This is a genomic window from Mycetocola sp. 2940, from assembly GCF_040548835.1.
Classification (GTDB): domain Bacteria; phylum Actinomycetota; class Actinomycetes; order Actinomycetales; family Microbacteriaceae; genus Mycetocola_A.
In genome coordinates this window covers 101,273-118,319 of sequence record NZ_JBEPSK010000003.1, presented here as the reverse complement: position 1 = coordinate 118,319, position 17,047 = coordinate 101,273, and the positions used below count along the sequence as shown (strand labels likewise).

The 17,047-nt window shown below is 68.1% G+C and carries 19 protein-coding genes; 8 read left to right on the top strand and 11 right to left on the bottom strand.

Translation table 11 applies throughout. The annotated features are described in order from the left end of the window. Window positions 1-17: 17 nt before the first annotated feature. From ABIE24_RS05345 to ABIE24_RS05330, 4 genes are all read left to right on the top strand, one after another. The gene (locus ABIE24_RS05345) at window positions 18-2,033 is read left to right on the top strand and encodes a M13 family metallopeptidase (RefSeq protein ID WP_354497521.1); all 2,016 of its coding nucleotides are present in this window, start codon (window positions 18-20) and stop codon (window positions 2,031-2,033) included. 167 nt (window positions 2,034-2,200) lie between these two features. Then, on the top strand, window positions 2,201-3,124 hold the full coding sequence (locus ABIE24_RS05340) for a serine hydrolase (RefSeq protein ID WP_502916243.1): 924 nt from the start codon (window positions 2,201-2,203) through the stop codon (window positions 3,122-3,124). 174 nt (window positions 3,125-3,298) lie between these two features. Beyond that, on the top strand, window positions 3,299-3,700 hold the full coding sequence (locus tag ABIE24_RS05335; protein WP_354497518.1) for a VOC family protein: 402 nt from the start codon (window positions 3,299-3,301) through the stop codon (window positions 3,698-3,700). 196 nt (window positions 3,701-3,896) lie between these two features. Continuing rightward, window positions 3,897-4,361: a DoxX family protein gene (locus tag ABIE24_RS05330; RefSeq protein WP_354497516.1), complete on the top strand. Its 465-nt coding sequence runs from the start codon at window positions 3,897-3,899 to the stop codon at window positions 4,359-4,361. A gap of 138 nt (window positions 4,362-4,499) precedes the next feature. Here the strand turns inward: ABIE24_RS05330 and ABIE24_RS05325 are convergent, their stop codons facing one another. The 3 genes from ABIE24_RS05325 to ABIE24_RS05315 are packed head-to-tail and all read right to left on the bottom strand — an operon-like array spanning window position 4,500 to window position 6,405. Further along, a complete protein-coding gene (locus tag ABIE24_RS05325; RefSeq protein ID WP_354497514.1) occupies window positions 4,500-4,907 on the bottom strand; it encodes an NUDIX hydrolase in 408 nt (135 codons plus the stop codon). Further along, a complete protein-coding gene (locus ABIE24_RS05320) occupies window positions 4,904-5,659 on the bottom strand; it encodes an esterase/lipase family protein (protein ID WP_354497512.1) in 756 nt (251 codons plus the stop codon). The genes ABIE24_RS05325 and ABIE24_RS05320 overlap by 4 nt, the downstream gene beginning before the upstream one ends. After that, the gene (locus tag ABIE24_RS05315; RefSeq protein ID WP_354497510.1) at window positions 5,656-6,405 is read right to left on the bottom strand and encodes an alpha/beta fold hydrolase; all 750 of its coding nucleotides are present in this window, start codon (window positions 6,403-6,405) and stop codon (window positions 5,656-5,658) included. Before ABIE24_RS05315 ends, ABIE24_RS05320 begins: the two co-directional genes overlap by 4 nt. A 149-nt stretch (window positions 6,406-6,554) precedes the next feature. On the opposite strand from ABIE24_RS05315, the gene ABIE24_RS05310 reads away from it, so the two are divergent. Together ABIE24_RS05310 and ABIE24_RS05305 are read left to right on the top strand one after the other, a co-directional pair. Continuing rightward, window positions 6,555-7,940, top strand: coding sequence for a glycine--tRNA ligase (locus ABIE24_RS05310; protein WP_354497508.1), 1,386 nt, complete (start codon window positions 6,555-6,557; stop codon window positions 7,938-7,940). Window positions 7,941-8,096: 156 nt separating this feature from the next. Then, a complete protein-coding gene (locus tag ABIE24_RS05305; protein WP_354497506.1) occupies window positions 8,097-8,501 on the top strand; it encodes a DUF4190 domain-containing protein in 405 nt (134 codons plus the stop codon). A gap of 155 nt (window positions 8,502-8,656) precedes the next feature. Here ABIE24_RS05305 and ABIE24_RS05300 read toward each other — a convergent pair whose 3' ends face one another. The 8 genes from ABIE24_RS05300 to idi all read right to left on the bottom strand — a co-directional run bounded on the left by ABIE24_RS05300 (window position 8,657) and on the right by idi (window position 15,804). Beyond that, window positions 8,657-9,997 (bottom strand): glutamyl-tRNA reductase, encoded by a 1,341-nt coding sequence (locus ABIE24_RS05300; protein ID WP_502916242.1) that lies wholly within the window; start codon window positions 9,995-9,997, stop codon window positions 8,657-8,659. Between the two features lie 213 nt (window positions 9,998-10,210). Next, a complete protein-coding gene (locus ABIE24_RS05295; protein WP_354497504.1) occupies window positions 10,211-11,095 on the bottom strand; it encodes a prenyltransferase in 885 nt (294 codons plus the stop codon). Beyond that, window positions 11,082-11,417 (bottom strand): lycopene cyclase domain-containing protein, encoded by a 336-nt coding sequence (locus ABIE24_RS05290; RefSeq protein ID WP_354497502.1) that lies wholly within the window; start codon window positions 11,415-11,417, stop codon window positions 11,082-11,084. Before ABIE24_RS05290 ends, ABIE24_RS05295 begins: the two co-directional genes overlap by 14 nt. Continuing rightward, window positions 11,414-11,734 (bottom strand): lycopene cyclase domain-containing protein, encoded by a 321-nt coding sequence (locus tag ABIE24_RS05285; protein ID WP_354497500.1) that lies wholly within the window; start codon window positions 11,732-11,734, stop codon window positions 11,414-11,416. Before ABIE24_RS05285 ends, ABIE24_RS05290 begins: the two co-directional genes overlap by 4 nt. Continuing rightward, complete coding sequence (gene crtI / locus ABIE24_RS05280) at window positions 11,731-13,311, bottom strand: phytoene desaturase family protein (protein WP_354497498.1); 1,581 nt, start codon at window positions 13,309-13,311, stop codon at window positions 11,731-11,733. The genes ABIE24_RS05285 and crtI overlap by 4 nt, the downstream gene beginning before the upstream one ends. Then, window positions 13,308-14,195, bottom strand: coding sequence for a phytoene/squalene synthase family protein (locus tag ABIE24_RS05275; RefSeq protein ID WP_354497496.1), 888 nt, complete (start codon window positions 14,193-14,195; stop codon window positions 13,308-13,310). The genes crtI and ABIE24_RS05275 overlap by 4 nt, the downstream gene beginning before the upstream one ends. Then, window positions 14,192-15,259, bottom strand: a complete 1,068-nt coding sequence (locus ABIE24_RS05270) for a polyprenyl synthetase family protein (RefSeq protein WP_354497494.1) — start codon at window positions 15,257-15,259, stop codon at window positions 14,192-14,194. The genes ABIE24_RS05275 and ABIE24_RS05270 overlap by 4 nt, the downstream gene beginning before the upstream one ends. Then, window positions 15,256-15,804 carry an isopentenyl-diphosphate Delta-isomerase gene (gene idi / locus ABIE24_RS05265; protein WP_354497492.1) on the bottom strand — a complete coding sequence of 183 codons (549 nt, stop codon included), beginning with the start codon at window positions 15,802-15,804 and terminating at the stop codon, window positions 15,256-15,258. Before idi ends, ABIE24_RS05270 begins: the two co-directional genes overlap by 4 nt. Before the next feature lie 67 nt (window positions 15,805-15,871). Between idi and ABIE24_RS05260 the strand changes: the two genes are divergently transcribed. After that, window positions 15,872-16,429 carry a MarR family winged helix-turn-helix transcriptional regulator gene (locus ABIE24_RS05260; RefSeq protein ID WP_354497491.1) on the top strand — a complete coding sequence of 186 codons (558 nt, stop codon included), beginning with the start codon at window positions 15,872-15,874 and terminating at the stop codon, window positions 16,427-16,429. Between the two features lie 30 nt (window positions 16,430-16,459). Then, window positions 16,460-17,044 carry a thermonuclease family protein gene (locus tag ABIE24_RS05255; protein ID WP_354497489.1) on the top strand — a complete coding sequence of 195 codons (585 nt, stop codon included), beginning with the start codon at window positions 16,460-16,462 and terminating at the stop codon, window positions 17,042-17,044. The last annotated feature ends 3 nt before the right edge of the window (window positions 17,045-17,047 follow it).

Here is a 17,047-nt window from a genome sequence, read left to right as displayed (position 1 = left end):
TCTCCTATGGTGGAGGCATGACTGACGTTGCTCTTCCCTCCGGCATCTCTCTCGGCGAACTCGACCAGACCGTTCGGCCGCAAGACGATTTGTACCGGCACGTCAACGGCAAGTGGCTCGCACGAACCGAGATTCCGGCGGATAAGGCACGGTGGGGTTCGTTCCACATGCTCGCGGAAGAGGCGGAGAAGGCGGTCCAAGCGATCATCCTCGAAGCGCAGGATGCCCCGGACGACGAGAACACCGACCCGGAGCAGCGCAAGGTCGGCGACCTCTACGCGAGCTTCATGGACGAGAGCCTGGTCGAGGCGCTCGGCGCGACGCCCATCGCCGGCCAGCTCGCCGCGATCGACAACATCGGGTCGATCGAGCAGCTCGTGCGCACCACGGCGCAGCTGGACCGGGCGGGCGTGAGCGGGTTCTTCCAGCTCTACGTCGACAACGACCCGGGAAACCCCGAGCGGTATCTCGTGCTCCTCGAGCAGGGCGGCATTTCCCTGCCCGACGAGAGCTACTACCGCGACGACAAGTTCGCGTCGATCCGCACCGCGTACGTCTCCCACGTCGAGCAGTTGTTCGAGCTCGTGGCCGAAGGGCTCCCGGGAGGAACGCAGTTCCGGCCCGCCGCCGCCCGCGCCCAGCACGTGTTCGACATCGAAACCGCGATCGCCGCCGTGCACTGGGACAACGTCCGTTCCCGCGACAGCGAAGCCACCTACAACCTGCACACCTGGAACGAAGCGGCCGGCCTCTTCGCCAGCGGGGCCGGAGATCGCGCGCTTCTCGACGCCTGGCTCCAGGCCCTCGGGGCGCCGGAGGGCGCCTTCGATGAGATCGTCGTCCGCCAGCCCAGCTTCTTCACCGGGCTCGGCACGCTCCTGGTGCCATCGAAGCTCGAAGCCTGGAAGGACTGGCTCGCCTGGAAGGTGATCCACGGCGCCGCGCCCTATCTCTCGAACGAATTCGTGGCATCCAACTTCGCCTTCTACGGCCGCACTCTCTCCGGTACGCCGGAGATTCGCGACCGCTGGAAGCGCGGGGTCTCGCTCGTCGAGAGCGTGCTCGGCGAGGCCGTCGGCAAGATCTACGTCGACCGGCACTTCCCGTCGGCGGCAAAGGTGTCGATGGACGTGCTCGTCGCCAACCTGGTCGAGGCGTACCGCCAGTCGATCTCGAAGCTCGACTGGATGGGCAACGACACCCGCAAGCGCGCGCTCGAGAAGCTCGAGAAGTTCACGCCCAAGATCGGTTTTCCGTCGAAGTGGCGCGACTACTCGAGCCTCGACGTGCAGCGCACCGACCTGCTCGGCAACGTCCGACGGGCCAGCCTGTTCGAGTTCAATCGCGAGCTCGGCAAGATCGGCAAGCCGCTCGATCGCGAGGAGTGGTTCATGACTCCCCAGACGATCAACGCCTACTACAACCCGGGATTCAACGAGATCGTGTTCCCCGCGGCGATCCTCCAGTTCCCTTTCTTCGAAGAGGGCCGGGATGCCGCGGCGAACTACGGCGCGATCGGCGCCGTGATCGGGCACGAGATCGGGCACGGCTTCGACGACCAGGGGTCGAAGTACGACGGGAACGGCAAACTCACCGACTGGTGGACCGCCCGGGACCGCAAGGCGTTCGAGAAGCGGACCGCCTCGCTGATCGCCCAGTTCAACTCGCTCGCGCCTGCCCAGGTGCCCGACCACCACGTCAACGGTGCCCTCACGATCGGCGAGAACATCGGCGACCTCGGCGGCCTGTCGATCGCCTGGAAGGCCTACCTCATCTCCCTCCGAGGGCAGGAGCCGCCGGTGATCGACGGCCTCACCGGTGCCGAACGATTCTTCCTGTCCTGGGCCCAGGCCTGGCAGCAGAAAGCCCGTGACGCCGAGGTGATCCGGCTGCTGGCGATCGACCCGCACTCGCCCAACGAGTTCCGCTGCAACCAGATCGTCCGCAACATCGATGAGTTCTACGAGACCTTCGACGTCACGCCCGCCGACGCTCTCTGGCTCGACCCGTCGCAGCGGGTCACCATCTGGTAGTTTCCTGCCCTGGCCGTGGCAAGTCTGCGATACTGAGAGGACGGCCACTTCCGATCGTCCGTGCTTCCCGTGAGGGGCGGACATCCGTTTTTCAGGCCGGACCAGAGCAATCTGTGATCGGCGCGATTTCCGCGACACTGCCGGTCACTCTACGGAAGATCAAGCCAGTGGCACCGTCGACGCAACACCCTGCTGCACCGCAGCCGCGTGGCCGGATTCGGCAACGCGAACGTCGACGCGCCCGGCACCGAGCGGCTGAACCCGCTGAGACGTTCTCGCGGAGCCTGAAAGCGCTCGGTTTCCTCGCCAGGAACGGCGTGCAGGTCTCTGCCCGGGTCACCGATCTCTCCACGGGTGCGGAACTGCTGAGCGTCGACGACTACGTCGTCATGCCGACCGCATCGATCGGCAAGGTCCTGCTGCTTGTGGACGTCGCCGCGCGCCTGGCCGACACCGAGTTTGCGGCGCTCACCATCCTCGACCGTGAGTCGAACGATTCCGTCGGCGACTCCGGGATCTGGCAGCACCTGCAGGCCCCTTCCCTGCCGGTCGCTGACCTCGCCGCCCTGATCGGTGCGACGAGCGACAACCTCGCCACCAACGTGCTGCTGCGACTGATCGGGCTCGACTCCGTTCGCAAGCGAGCCGAGGCGATCGGGCTCAAGCGCACAGCGCTCCTCGACCGTGTGCGCGACCAGCGCGGGCCCGACGATGCCCCGCATCTGTCGGTCGGCTCGATGAAGGAGATCGCCTGGCTGTTCTCGGCTCTTGCCCGGGGTGAGATCGTCGACCAGTCCACGAGCCAGCGCGTGGCCGGCTGGTTGTCGCTCAACGCAGACCTGTCGATGGTGGCCTCCGCGTTCGGCATGGATCCGCTGTCGCACCGCGCCGGGGATCACGGCCTCCAGATGTTCAACAAGACCGGGGCGGACCCCGGCATTCGCGCCGACGCCGGGGTGGTGCGCGGGCCGCGGGCCGGGGTTGCCTACGCCGTCGCCGTGTCGTTCGCCGACACCGACCTGTCGACGAGGCTCGCCGTGTACGACGCCATGCACACCGTCGGCCTCGACGTGGTGGAGTACATCCACTGACGTCCGGCTGCTGTCGCCCTCCTCGGTCACAAACGGCTGTTCGCGCCGTGCTCGGTCGAGAACGGCTGGATTTTCTTCGAGTTCGTGACCCTTTTCGGCGGAGCAAGCGCTCGAGGGAAGGGTGCGGTCGCGTTTGCGGTTGCACCAGGCACCGGTTCAAGAAGTGGGGACACCATGGGTAAGGTTCTGCAGATGCGGCTGGTGGTCGAGGCCGACGATTACGACGCTGCCGTCGCGTTCTACCGTGACGCGCTCGGGCTCGACGAGGAGGCCGCGTTCCAGGGCGAGGGCGATGCCCGCGTGATGATCCTCGATGCCGGCCGCGCGACCCTCGAGATCATCAACCCGGCGCAGAAGCGCCTGATCGATGACGTCGAGGTGGGTCGGCCGGTCGCCCCGAAGTTCAGGCTCGCCTTCGAGGTGACGGATGCCGCCGGCACGACCGAGACCCTCACCGCGGCTGGTGCAACGCTCGTCGCCGAGCCGACCGAGACGCCGTGGCGGTCGCTGAACGCGCGGCTCGAGGCCCCGGACCTGCAGATCACGGTGTTTCAGGAGCTCGACGGACCCCGGTGACCAACTGGGGCGGCCACGCCACGTATTCACTTACTCCGGACCGGTTCACTCGGTGCGCCGGGTGTTCTCGTCCGCAACGGGTGAATTCGTGACGGGGCATCCGTCGATTTGTCACCCACCCGAGGTCCAGATATAGTTGTAGCTTCAAGTTCTCGCCCCTGGCGGGAACGATTGTGCAACGAAAAGGAACTCCGCTATGCCTGCCTTCCGCTCCGCCCTCCGCCAGACCATCGGCCTCACGCTCCTCCGCGTCGTCGTCGGCATCATCTTCGTCCTGCACGGCGCGCAGAAGACCTTCGAGCAGACGTTCCCCGGCGTTCAGGGCTTCTTCGAAAGCCTCGGTATTCCTCTGGCCGCGGTCGCGGCTCCCGCCGTGTCGCTGCTCGAACTCGTCGGCGGCGTGCTCCTGATCGTCGGAGCGTTCACCCGCATCATCGCTGCCCTGCTGACGATCAACATGATCGTGGCCATCGCGACGTTCCATGCCGCCCTCGGCTTCTTCGTCGACGCCGGCGGTTACGAATTCGTGCTGCTGCTCGCTGCCGCCGCCATCGCGATCGCACTCATCGGCCCTGGCACGTTCAGCGTCGACGAACTGATCGCCAGCGCCCGCCGCCGTCGCGCTGCCGTTGTCGCTGCGCCGGAGCCGGTCGCCGTCTGACGTTGCGCGAGGGCAGCCCCGGGCGTCGCCCGGGGCTGTTCGCAAAACGTCGGAGACATTCGCACGACCGGACGGATTGCAGATCACTCTGCCCCGGTCGTACAAATCGTCCGCAGCCGGAGACCGCGTGAGTACGGCTCAGTCGATGAGGCCCATCGCGGCCAGGCGCCTCAGCACGTCTGTGCCGGCCGGTGGGCAGCGGTGCGCATCAGCGGTCGTCACCCAGTGCACTTCGCTGACCTCGGCGCTCGGCTGCGGTTCGCCATCGGTTTCCGCCGCGAAGACGACCATGCGCACCTGGCGCCCATCGGGTTCGCCATGCGCCTGGGTCACCACGGTGAACAGTTCGCGCACGGTGTCGGCCACGAGTTCGACGGCCACCTCTTCGCGGGTTTCGCGGGCGGCAGCATCCGCCGCGGACTCGCCCGGGTCCACCTTGCCGCCGGGCAGGTAGAGCACGTCACGATTGCGTGCGGTGACCATGAGCATCCGGCGGTCGCGGATCAGCGCGACGGCCGCCACCGAGATGTCGGGGAGCGCGCTCACGCCGTGTGCTCGCCAGTGCCGTCGCCGGCGACCGCGCCGAGCACAGCCGAGGCTGCCGATGAGCGCACGAGCAGGTCGACAGCATCTGTGACGGCATCCAGCGTCTCCTGCCGGTGCAGAATCCGGAAGTGGCCGTCGACGGGAAGCTTCACGTTCGTCGCGCCGATGAGCACGCTGCCGTCCGGCACGTGCGGGTCGAATCCGCCGAAGATCGAGACGATCTTGGCGTTGACGCTCGTGTTGCTCCCGAGGCTGACGATGGTCTCGTGCGTCGGAATGAACGCCCGAAGGGTCTGCCCGAGCACATAGCGGGCATAGCGCGAGCCGGCGAACGGCGTGCACACAGCGACCAGCCCGCGCAGGTGGAGGTCCTCGGAGAACGACACCAGCATGTGCTTGCCCACGAGGCCGCCCTTGCTGTGCGCGACGATCAACCGGCCCGCCGGATTCGCCGAGACGAGCGACAGTGCCCGCGCGAGCCGCTCCGAAGTCTCGACGATCGGGCGGCGGTTGTAGCCCAGCCCGTGCACCACGCTGATCGGGTAGCCGGCCGCGTTGAGGCGCTCGGCGATCGGGCGCAGAAAGCTCCACCGTTCGTACACCCCGGGGATCAGCACGATCGTGGGCTTGCCGGGGTCGCCGGTGCTGAACTCGGGCGGCACCGACCAGGCCAGGATCGATCGGGCGTGCACGAGGCCGGCATCGACGTAGTCCATCGCCCACACCCCGAGGTTGTGCAGCAGTTTGTTCACCGTCGTCCCTCCGCGTGGCGGGCGATCAGGCTGCCCACCGTCTTACCGTTGGTCATCATGACCTCGTGTCCGGTCCCGGGTACCTGCACGAGCCGGCACCGCGGAACCGTTGCGACGATCCGGTCGACCCAGCTCTTCGGGCAGAGCCGGTCCTCGCTGCCCCGCACGACAAGCGTGTCTGCCAACACCCGAGGCAAGGTCTCCTCGACCCGGTGCTCCATCATCGTGCGCAGCGTCTTGAAATACCAGCGCGGCCCGGCCTTCAGGTAGTACACGAGACCGAACCCGAGAACGCGGACCTGTGCGCCCCAGAGGTCCTGCAGCAGCCGCAGCGCCTGGACCCGGGCGCCACGTTCCTCCGGGTTGACCGTTGGGCTGATCAGGACAATCCGCTCAAAGAGCTCCGGATGCCGCGCCGCCGCCTCGACAGCGACCTGCGCACCCATGGAATGGCCCACGAGCACCGGGTTCGGGATTCGCAGGCGTTCCACCAGTTCAGCGATGAGGTCGCCCGACTGGCGCAGGTCGAGGGGTGCCTCCGGCTCGGGCGCGTCGCCGAAACCGGGGAGGTCGAGCGCGTAGACCCGCCCGTGCCGGCCCAGCGTGTCGGTGAGGGTTCCCCAGTAGCGCCGGCCCATGCCGATGCCGTGCAGCAGGATGAAGCTGGGCCCGGTCCGGATGCCGCTCTCCGCGATCACCGTGACGCGCTCGCGCGACCGGAACGCGGAGGTGTGCGGGGTGGACATCCCGTCAGTCTACGGAGCCCTCCCGGGCAGCACCCTGAGGGTTGACGGATCCACCGCAGGGGCCCGGCAGCCGGGCCGGAGAGGCGCGGCTAAGCTGGAGAGGCGTCCGTGCAGCCGGCACGGGCCTCTTTTTTGCATCAGGAGCCACAGTGGCCGCATCCAGCCGTCTCGACTCAGTCATCGCCCTCGCCCGCCATCGCGGATTCGTCTTCCAGGCCGGTGAGATCTACGGAGGTTCGAGATCCGCCTGGGATTACGGGCCTCTCGGTGTGGAGCTCAAGGAGAACATCAAGCGCCAGTGGTGGAAGTACATGGTCACCCGCCGTGATGATGTGGTCGGCCTCGACTCCAGCGTGATCCTGCCCAAGAAGGTCTGGGAAGCATCCGGCCACGTCGGTGTCTTCACCGACCCGCTCGTCGAATGCCTCAGCTGCCACAAGCGGTTCCGCGAGGACCACCTCCTCGAAGCGTTCGAAGAGAAGAAGGGGCGTGCCCCGGAGACCGGGATGCTCGAGATCGCCTGCCCCAACTGCGGCACCCGCGGTGAGTGGACGCCTCCGCGCGACTTCAACATGATGCTCAAGACCTATCTCGGCCCGGTCGAAGACGAGTCGGGCATGCATTACCTGCGCCCCGAAACCGCCCAGGGCATCTTCGTCAACTTCGCCAACGTGCTGCAGGCCGCCCGCATCAAGCCGCCGTTCGGTGTCGGCCAGATCGGCAAGAGCTTCCGCAACGAGATCACACCCGGAAACTTCATCTTCCGCACCCGTGAGTTCGAACAGATGGAACTCGAGTTCTTCGTCGAGCCCGGCTCGGACGAAGAGTGGCACCAGTACTGGATCGACTACCGGTTCGCCTGGTACACCGACCTCGGCATCGACCCCGAGAACCTGCGCCTGTTCGAGCACCCCGAGGACAAGCTCTCGCACTACTCGAAGCGCACCGTCGACATCGAGTACAAGTTCGGTTTCGTCGGCGGCGACTGGGGCGAGCTCGAGGGTGTGGCGAACCGCACCGACTTCGACCTCACCACCCACGCCGAGCACTCGGGCAAGGACCTGTCCTTCTTCGACCAGGGCAAGAACGAACGCTGGGTTCCCTACGTCATCGAGCCCGCGGCCGGACTGACCCGCTCGCTCATGGCGTTCCTCGTCGACGCGTACCACGAGGAGGAAGTGCCGAACGCGAAGGGCGGCACCGACAAGCGCACGGTGCTCAAGCTCGACCCGCGCCTCGCGCCCGTGAAGGCCGCGGTCCTTCCGCTCAGCCGCAACGAAGCACTCTCGCCGATCGCGAAGAAGATCGCGGCCGAACTGCGGGAGACCTGGAACATCGACTTCGACGACGCCGGCGCCATCGGCCGCCGCTACCGCCGCCAGGACGAAGTCGGCACGCCGTACTGCGTCACGGTCGACTTCGACTCCCTCGAGGACCACGCGGTCACCGTGCGCGACCGCGACACCATGGCCCAGGAACGGGTGCCGGTCGACAAGCTCTACCTGTACCTCGCCGAGCGGCTCAGGGGCGCGTAGCCCGAGTCCCGTTCCACCAGAAGGCCGTTCCCGGCTCCGGGGGCGGCCTTCGCCCGAGCCTGGGGCGGGTAGTTCTGCCCACTTCGGGGCTGCCGCGGCAATTGACACTCGTATGGCCGGACTGCCAGCATGGAATCCGGCTTACGAAGGAGCACTATGACTGAGAACAACATTCCGCCAGTACCCCCGGCCGGCTCAAACCCGCCCTACGGTCAGAACCCGCAGCAGGCTCCGCAGTACGGCGCTCCGCAGTACAACGCTCCGCAGCAGGCACCCCAGTACGGTGTCCCGGCTTACGGCCAGCCCGGCCAGCAGTCGCAGAAGTGGAACGTCCTCGCGATCATCACCCTCGTGAGCTCCATTCTTGGCTTCGCGATCATCTCGATCGTCCTCGGCATCATCTCGCTGAACCAGATCAAGCGGACCGGCGAGCAGGGCAAGGTCCTCGCCATCGTCGGTATCGTGATCGGCGCACTCTCCACGATCGGCTACATCATTGCGATCATCGCGTTCTTCGCGATCCTCGGCTCCGCCGGAACGACCGGCTTCGAGACGTACTAGAACGCTTCACGAACGCCCGCGCCACGGTTTCGTGGTGCGGGCGTTCTTTGTTTGTGCACCTACAACAGGAGGAAACGGCCGAAGCGTACGCTGAACAGGAAAAACCGGCTGGTTGCGTACGACTGGTCCTGTCGAGCGGCGAGCAGCCTGTCAGTTCAGGATGCCTCTTCGCTCGCGTCGAGATCGACGACGGCTTCCGATTCCACGGCGAGGCCGAACAGCGCGTCGAGGGCATCGATGTAACGCTGGGCGTCGCCCGCGCGGGCCAGGTCGCGGGCACGAACCGTCGGAGCGTGCAGAAGCCGGCCCACCATGTGCCGCAGCGCCTGGGCGGCGACCCCGTCGGGGTCGCGCGGGGCTACTCGGGCGATCTCGGACTCGAGGAGTTCCTGCGCGTGCCTGCGCAGGGCGACGACGGCGGGGGCGAGGCTCTGCTCGTCGGTGACGGCGGCGAATTTGCGCGCGGCGCGATCCACGATCTCGTGCGCGTGATCGGTCGCCTGCAACTCCTCGAGCGGAGCGTGGATGCGGATGGTCTCGAGGTCGAGCAGATCGACGCCGTGGACACCGGCGACGTCGGGGTCGACGTTGCGGGGAAGGCCGAGGTCGATGACCAGCTGGTTCGCGTCGGTGTGTACGGGGCAGCCCGGGGTGCCATCGTGGGCGAAGGGGGGCAGCGACTCGAGCGATGCCCGGCGCCCGGCGGTGAGCAGGGCGGCGTCGAGCACGAATCCGGATGCCGTCGTGCAGGTCACAACGATGGTCGCCTCAGCGGCTTCGCGGGGGAAGGCGTCCGCTTCGACGGCGCGAATGGCGTGGCTGGCCGCGAAACCTGCTGCGCGGCCGGAAGGTGAGTACACGGCGACGTCGGTGACGCCGCGGTTGCGGAGCGCGGCGAGGCTTGCGCCGGCGTACGCGCCGGTGCCGATGAGCAGCACGCGGACCGCGGACCAGTCCACGATGCGGCTTTCGGCGAGGTCGAGGGCGAGGCGCACGATCGAGCGGCCCGCCCGGCCCAGCGGGGTGTTGTTCTTCACCCCGCGGGAGGTCTGCGAGGCGCGCTGGAACAGCCGCTCCAGGTCGCTCGTCGTCGTACCGGCCTCGCGCGCGGACTCCAGCGAACGGCGCACCTGGCCGGCGATCTCGCCCTCGCCCACGACGACGGATTCGAGACCCGCCGACACGGCGAAGAGGTGCCGGGCGGCGTCTTCGTTGGTGTGGACGTTCCAGGTCGAACGCAGTTCCTCGGCCGGGATGCCGGAGGCGGCGCTGATCGCGGCCGTCGCGGCTTCGACGCCCACCTGCTGGCCTGCCGTGAGCGGTTCATCGAGGTCGATGTACGCCTCGAAACGGTTGCAGGTCGCGATGACGACGGCTCCGGAGACGCACTCCGAGTGACCGGTGATGCGTTCGGCAACGAGCCCGGCGCCCCCGGAGAGACGCTCGAGGAGGTCGAAGGAGGCGTTTTTGTGACTCGCCGTCAGACACATGAGCACCAGACAAGGATACCGTCCCCGATCGAGTGCTCGGGCCCAGGTCGACGCGCGTCCGCTCAGGGCGCATCCGGGCCGGTGTCTTGCCGGCGCATCACTCCGCCTCGGATGGGCGGGGGCCGGTGCTGGGCCGCACAGTTCTGCGGGTCGGATGCCGCCGGGCGTGCGTTCCGGCGGAGTTATGCGCCGCCTGGTTCGGTCACCGAGCCGACCGCGTCATGCGCTGAGGAACGACCACGCAATCAGCAGCATCGTGACGAGGAACCCCACGAGGTAGTTCAGCCAGAGGAAGTGCTTCCAGCCACGGTTCGCCCGCTCGGAGTCCGCATCGCTGAGTGAGCGGTACGGCAGGGCGGCGAGGATGTAGGGGAGCGCGAGGAACGCACCCAGCGGGCCCGGCCACTCGGTGAGAAGCATGAGCAGGCCGGCGACCGTCCACGCGCCGAGCGCGAAGCGCACCGTCGCCGACGCCCCCAGCACCGTGGCGATCGAGGCGATCCCGCCCTCACGGTCGGGAAGGATGTCCTGCACCGCGCCGAAGGCGTGGCTCGCCATGCCCCAGAGAAAGAACGCCGCGAGGACAGCGACCAGCTGCGGGGTGAACGTCGCGCCGGCGAGCACGAGCCCGTACACGGCCGGGCTGACGAAGTGCGTGCTCGACGTGATCGAGTCGAGGAACGGTCGTTCCTTGAACCGCAGGCCGGGCGCCGAGTATGCGATCACCGCGAAGAGGCTGACGCCGAGGACGAGCCAGGATGCCGGGCCGCCGAGCAGCACGAGGACCACGACGAACGGGATGCAGGTGACGGCCGCGGCGGCGAGGGTCCAGCGGTGCAGGCTGCGGTCGAGCACGGCCCCTTCGACCCCGCCCTTGCGCGGGTTGGCAAGGTCCGACTCGTAGTCGAAGACATCGTTGATGCCGTACATCGCCAGGTTGTACGGCACGAGGAAGAAGATCGTTCCGACGATGAGCGCGAGGTCGACAGATCCGCTGGTGAGGACGTAGGCGGCAGCGAACGGGAACGCCGTGTTGATCCAGCTCAGCGGCCGCGATGAGAGCAGCAGCTGCCCGGCGATCCGTGCGGGGCTATTGATCGTCACCGGCGTCCTTTCGAGTGCGGCCGAGAAGCAGCCAGACGGCCGGCAGGAGCAGAAGGCCGGCGAACGGGTAGGCGAAGTCCTCGATCGGGGCCCCGCCGATCAGGATGCCGACGAGGTGGGCCGGTTCGTAGACCATGAGGCCCGTTGCGATCATGACGTTGTCGAACACAGCGGTGAGGACCGCCAGGGCGATGGCGGTGGCCACGGCGGGCAGCCACCAGCGGGCCACGAGCCGTCGGCGGTCGCTGGCGGTGAGCAGGGCGACCGCGAGCACCGCGGCGGCGACGGCCAGGAACACGAGGCTCAGGGTGACGTAGGTCATCGGCGCACCGCCCGCAGCAGCAGGTCCGCACCGGTGAGCAGGACCATCGTCAGGTAGCAGAGGAAGGCAAGGAAGAAGAGTTCCTCGACGGGCAATTCGGGGGCGACGACGAGTCCGGTCATGAACGATGTCTCACCGCGGTAGAAGATGCCGAGGCCGATGCCGAGCAGGTCCCAGAGCACGAAGAAAAGGACGCCGGCGAGGAGCACGAACGTCGCGCGGCGGGCATCCCTCCAGAAGAACAGTGAGAAGCGACGGTCGAGCAGCACCATGCAGCCGATCGAGGCGAGCAGCACGAGCAGGTAGACGACGCTCATCGCGGCTCGGGCAGGGGGCCGGTGCTGAGGTCGCCGCGGAGGCGCTTGAGCACGAGTTCGGCACTGATCAGGCACATCGGCAGTCCGATGCCGGGAACGGTGGTGCCGCCGGCATAGTAGAGGCCGTCGACCTTCGACGAGACGTTCCTGCCGCGCAGGAACGCACTCTGCCGGAGGGTGTGCGCCGGGCCGAGGGACGTTCCCCGCCACGAGTTCAGGTCGTCGCGGAAGTCCTGCGGTCCGACCGTCCTGCGCACGACGATCCGGTCGGCGAGGTCGGGAATTCCCGCCCAGGTCGCGATCTGCGCGATGACGTCGTCAGCGACCTCTTCGACGACCGGGGATCCCGCGCGGTCCTCGCCCCCGACTCCGATGCCGGGGTCGGAGGGAACCGGCACGAGCACGAACAGGTTCTCGTGCCCGGCCGGGGCGACCGAATCGTCGGTGGCGCTGGGGCGGCAGACGTAGATCGACGCCGGCGACGGGATCGACGTCTCAGCGCCGAAGATGCGGTCGAAGTTGTCGTGCCAGTCCTCGGTGAAGAACAGGCTGTGGTGGGCGAGCTCGGGCAGCGCGCCCCGCACGCCGAGCATGACGAGCACGGCGCCGGGCCCGGGGACGCGGTTCGCCCACCAGCTCTCGGGGTAACTCTGCAGGTGCTCGGGCAGGAGCGTCGTCTCGGTGTGGTGCAGGTCTGCGGCCGAGACGACGAGATCGGCGTCGAGGTGGTTCCCGACGCCGGCGGCGTCGGTGTAGCGCACCCCTGTCGCCTTGGCCCGCCTCCAGCCGTCCGTCGTGATCGCGGTCACCGTGGCATCCGTCGTCACGGTCACCCCGGCATCCGTCGCGAGGCGGGCGATGCGCGTGATGATGTCGGTGAAGCCACCGCGCGGGTAGTACACGCCGTCCTCGAGGTCGAGGTGGCTCATCAGGTGGTAGAGGCTCGGGGCGACGAACGGCGACGAGCCGAGGAACACGGCCGGGTAGCCGAGGATCTGGCGGAGCCGCGGGTCGGAGAACGAGCGGGAGGTCAGGGTGTCGAGGGGCTGCAGCAGAAGCCGGGCCAGCCGCCCGGTACGGCCGATCACGTCGCGGGTCAGGGCGGTGCGGTACGACTGGAAGGTGCTGTAGAGAAAGCGCTTGAGGGCGATCTCGTAGGTGTCGCGGGCGGATGCCAGGTAGCGGCTGAGCGCGGCCCGCCCGCCCGGTTGCACCCGTTCGAAGGTGTCGAGGTTGGTGTTCCGATCGGCGGCGATGTCGATCGGGTCGTCGTGCCTTTCGAAGAACACCCGATAACCGGGGTCGAGCTTCGTCAGCGAGAGTTCGCGGTCGGCCGAGCTTCCCATCAGCCGGAAGAAGTGGTCGAAGACCTCGGGCATGAGATACCAGCTGGGACCGGTGTCGAACCGGAAGCCGTCCTTCTCCCAGCTGCCCGCACGGCCGCCGAGCTCGCTCCGCGCTTCGAGCAGGGTGACCGCGAAGCCGTCCTTCGCCAGGAGCCCGGCGGTGGCGAGGCCCGCGATGCCTCCGCCGATCACGATGGCCGAGCGGCCGGCGCCCGTCCCAGCGCCCGTCACAGCGACCGGGCCGGCATCAGCGTGCGGGCGAGGACAGCGAGCTTCGTGCGGGCGGGAACCCGTACCCGTGCGGCCAGGAGATCCTCGGCCGGGGTGGCCTTCACTCGTTCGGTCAGCACCCGGAACAGGCCGTGGGCGGCGGCGACCGCTCGACGGCAGTTCGGCGGCAGGTCGGGGATGACCGAACCGGCCGCGTTCAGGTCCGCCTCGATGTCGGCGACGAGCGCGAGCTTCTGCTCCTCGGTCAGGTGGCCGGGGTCGATACCGGGAAAGTAACTGCGCCCGAGGGTGCTCCAGTCGGTCGCGAGGTCACGAAGGAAGTTGATCTTCTGGAAGGCGGCGCCGAGCCGTCGAGCCCCCGCCTCGAGCCGGAAGCGCTGCGATTCGTCGATCGCACGGCCGCGGAGGAACACCCGCAGGCACATCAGTCCGACCACCTCGGCCGAGCCGTAGATGTACTCGCGCAGTTCGTCCTCGGTGAAGTCCACCGGGCTGAGGTCCCGCCGCATAGAGGCGAAGAACGGCGCGGTGAGGTCGGCGCCGATGCCACTCTCGCGCGCCGTGATGGCGAATGCGTGGACGACGAGGTTGGTGCTGTAGCCGTCGCCCAGCGCGGCATCCGTCTCAGCCTCGAGGGCGTCGAGGAGCGCACGCTGGCGGTCGAGTCCGAGGCCGGCCTGCTCGGCGGCGCCGTCGACGACCTCGTCGGCCACTCGGACCAGCGCGTAGATGTCTTCGACGCGCGTGCGGACGTCTGCGGACAGCAACCGCGACGCCAGGCCGAACGACGTCGAGTAATCGCGGATGATCCGTGAGGAGCTCCGGTGGGCAACACGCGAGTACAGGGAGAGGTCGCTGACTGCGACCGGCTTTCGTTGCCTCATGCGGCGCGCACCACCGCGTGCCTGGCGACGTCGCGCAGGTGACCTCGCAGGGTTGCCGGGAGGCCGGAGTCGTCGAGAAGGCTTTGGGCGCGAGCCACGTGGTCGTCGATCAGGGAATCGACGAAGGTGCGGGCGCCGCACTCCTCAAGGGCGGCACGCACGCTGGTGCCGTCTGAGTCGGAGGTTCCGAGGATCTCGAGGGCCTCCTCGATCTGCGCCCACCGCGGCGTGGAGCGGGCGTGTGCGATGAGCGGCGTCTCCTTGCGGTTGCGGAGGTCGTTGAGGACGCTCTTCCCCGTGACCTGCGCGTCACCGAAGACGCCGAGCTGGTCATCACGGAGCTGGAAAGCGACGCCGACGAGCCGGCCGAACTCGCCGAGGATCGTCAGCGTCTCGGCGTCGGCTCCCGCGAGGATGGCGCCCGCTTTGAGCGGCGCTTCGAACGAGTAGCTCGCGGTCTTCTGCTCGGTCATCGCCATCACGTCGACGAGAGACGGCAGGCGCACGCCGGCGCTGAACGCGACGTCGGCCAGTTCGCCGGCGGCGGTGACGAAGATGCTCCGGTCGAACAGGTCGAGCAGGTCTGCGCGTATCCCGGCCGAGACGCTCAGCCGGGCCAGGAATCCCTGCGCCGCCTGGATGAGCAGGTCGCCGGCGAGGATCGCGGATGCCTGCCCCCACGTCTCGGCCGCGGCCTCCGTCGCACCGCGCGCCGTGGCATCCGCGGCGAACGAGCCGGCCAGGTTCGGCACGCCGCGGCGGATGAGATCGCGGTCGATCACGTCGTCGTGCAGCAGGAAGGCCGTGTGCAGCAACTCGAAAGCGGTGGCGATGCGCAGTGCGGAGTCGTCGTCGGAGCCGCCGAGGTCGCGGTAGACGCCCACGACGAGGGCGGGGCGGAACATCTTGCCGCCCCGGCTGGCGGACCGTGCCGCCTCCCAGAGCAGGCGGTAATTGTCGCCGTACGCCGCCGCGAGGCTGATCCGATCGGTGAAGAAGGCATCGAGGCGGTCCTGGACCGCCTCGTGCACGCCGGTGCCGGCGAAGTCGGTGAGAACGGTCATGCGGGCGCCGTTCCGCCGAGCAACTCGAGCTGCTCGGCCTGGAGCACCAGCCAGGGGCTGAACACCCACGGCGTGCGGGCGACCGATTCGCCCAGGGCGATCGGGTCGACCCACGCGACGTCCATCACCTCGTGGGGGTTGGGGATCGGGTCGGCGTCGACGCGTGCCACGTAGACCGGGCAGATCTCGTTCTCAACGACCCCGGATGCGTCGACGGCGCGGTACCGGAACTCGGGGAGGACGAGCTCCAGGCGGGTGAGAGTGAGGCCGAGCTCGTGGGCCGCGCGTCGGGCGACAGAATCCGCGGAGTCCTCGTCGGGTTGGGGGTGTCCGCAGAACGAGTTCGTCCAGACGCCCGGCCAGGTCTTCTTCCCGAGTGCCCGGCGGGTGACGAGCACCTGCCCTGCCGCGTTCACGACATGGCAGGAGAAGGCGAGGTGAAGCGGGGTGTCTTCGGTGTGCACGGTCGACTTGAAGTCAGAGCCGATGGGGTCACCATGGGCATCGAGAAGCACGACGCGTTCGGTCGTCTCCTGAACGGGCATGATTCTCCGGTATATCTAGCTAGGCGAGTAAATAGATTAGCACGGCTCTTTCTCGTAGACTAGCGGAATGACCTCCGATCGCACACCTCCCGGCTCCGGGGAATGGATGCTCGATCCGCGCGTCATCGACCCCACCCAGGACCTCGTGAAACGCGCGTCGATGGATGATGCCGAGGTTGACTCCGTCGTCAGTGTGCTTGCCGCCCTGCGCGCCTGGCGCGACGCGGAACAGGCGATGAGCGAGGCCTCGCAGAGGCACATGAAGCTCAACGCAACAGACATGAAGGCCCTCCGTTTTCTCATGGCGTCGCGCAACGCCGGCGCGGTAGTGACGCCTGGTCTGCTCGCCGAGACGTTGCGGATCTCGACGGCGTCGACGACGAAGCTTCTCGACCGGCTGGAGCGGGCCGGGCACATACGCCGCTCGCCGCACCCGACCGACCGCCGGGCGCTGATGATCACGGTGACGGATGCCACGCGCACCGACGCCCGCGAGAGCGTCGGCCGGATCCACGCCCGCCGGTTCGAAGCAGCGGCACGGCTCAGTCCAGACGAGCGCGAGGTCGTGATCAGGTTCCTGACGGACCTCAGCGCCGTGTCGGCGGTGGACGAGGAGGGGCCGTAGGCTCGGAGGGCAGCAGTCCAGGGAGGAACCATGCTCCGAAGACTGAAACTGATCCTGATCGCCGGCGTCCTCGCGATCGCCGCTCTTCTCGTCTGCACCTGGCTGGATGTCCCGATTCACGGGATTCCTGCCCCATCGCAGGCGCCCCCGGTCGAGCCCGGGGTCCTTCCCGCCGGGCTTCCCACGGCTCCGTCCGCCTCGGCCCAGACGGCGACAGTGGTGCGGGTGGTCGACGGCGACACGCTCGTGGTCGATCGCGGCAACGGCGACGAACGGGTGCGGCTTGTCGGCGTCGACACTCCCGAGACCGTCGCGCCGAACGCACCGGTCGAGTGCTTCGGCCCCGAGGCATCCGCTTACCTCACCGGCCTCCTCGCCGGCCGAACGGTGAGTCTCGACCCCGATCCGAGCCAGGCCGACACCGACCGTTACGGCCGGCTGCTCCGGTACGTCTGGGTGGCGGATGCCGGCACGTGGAACTCGGTCGAGGTGCTCCTGCTCAGCGGCGGATTCGCTGAACCGTATCGGGACTCCCATTCGCGGAAGGCCGGATTCGATGCCCTCGGCGTCGAGGCGCAGACCGGCGGGCGCGGCTTGTGGAGTGCCTGCGCCTGACGG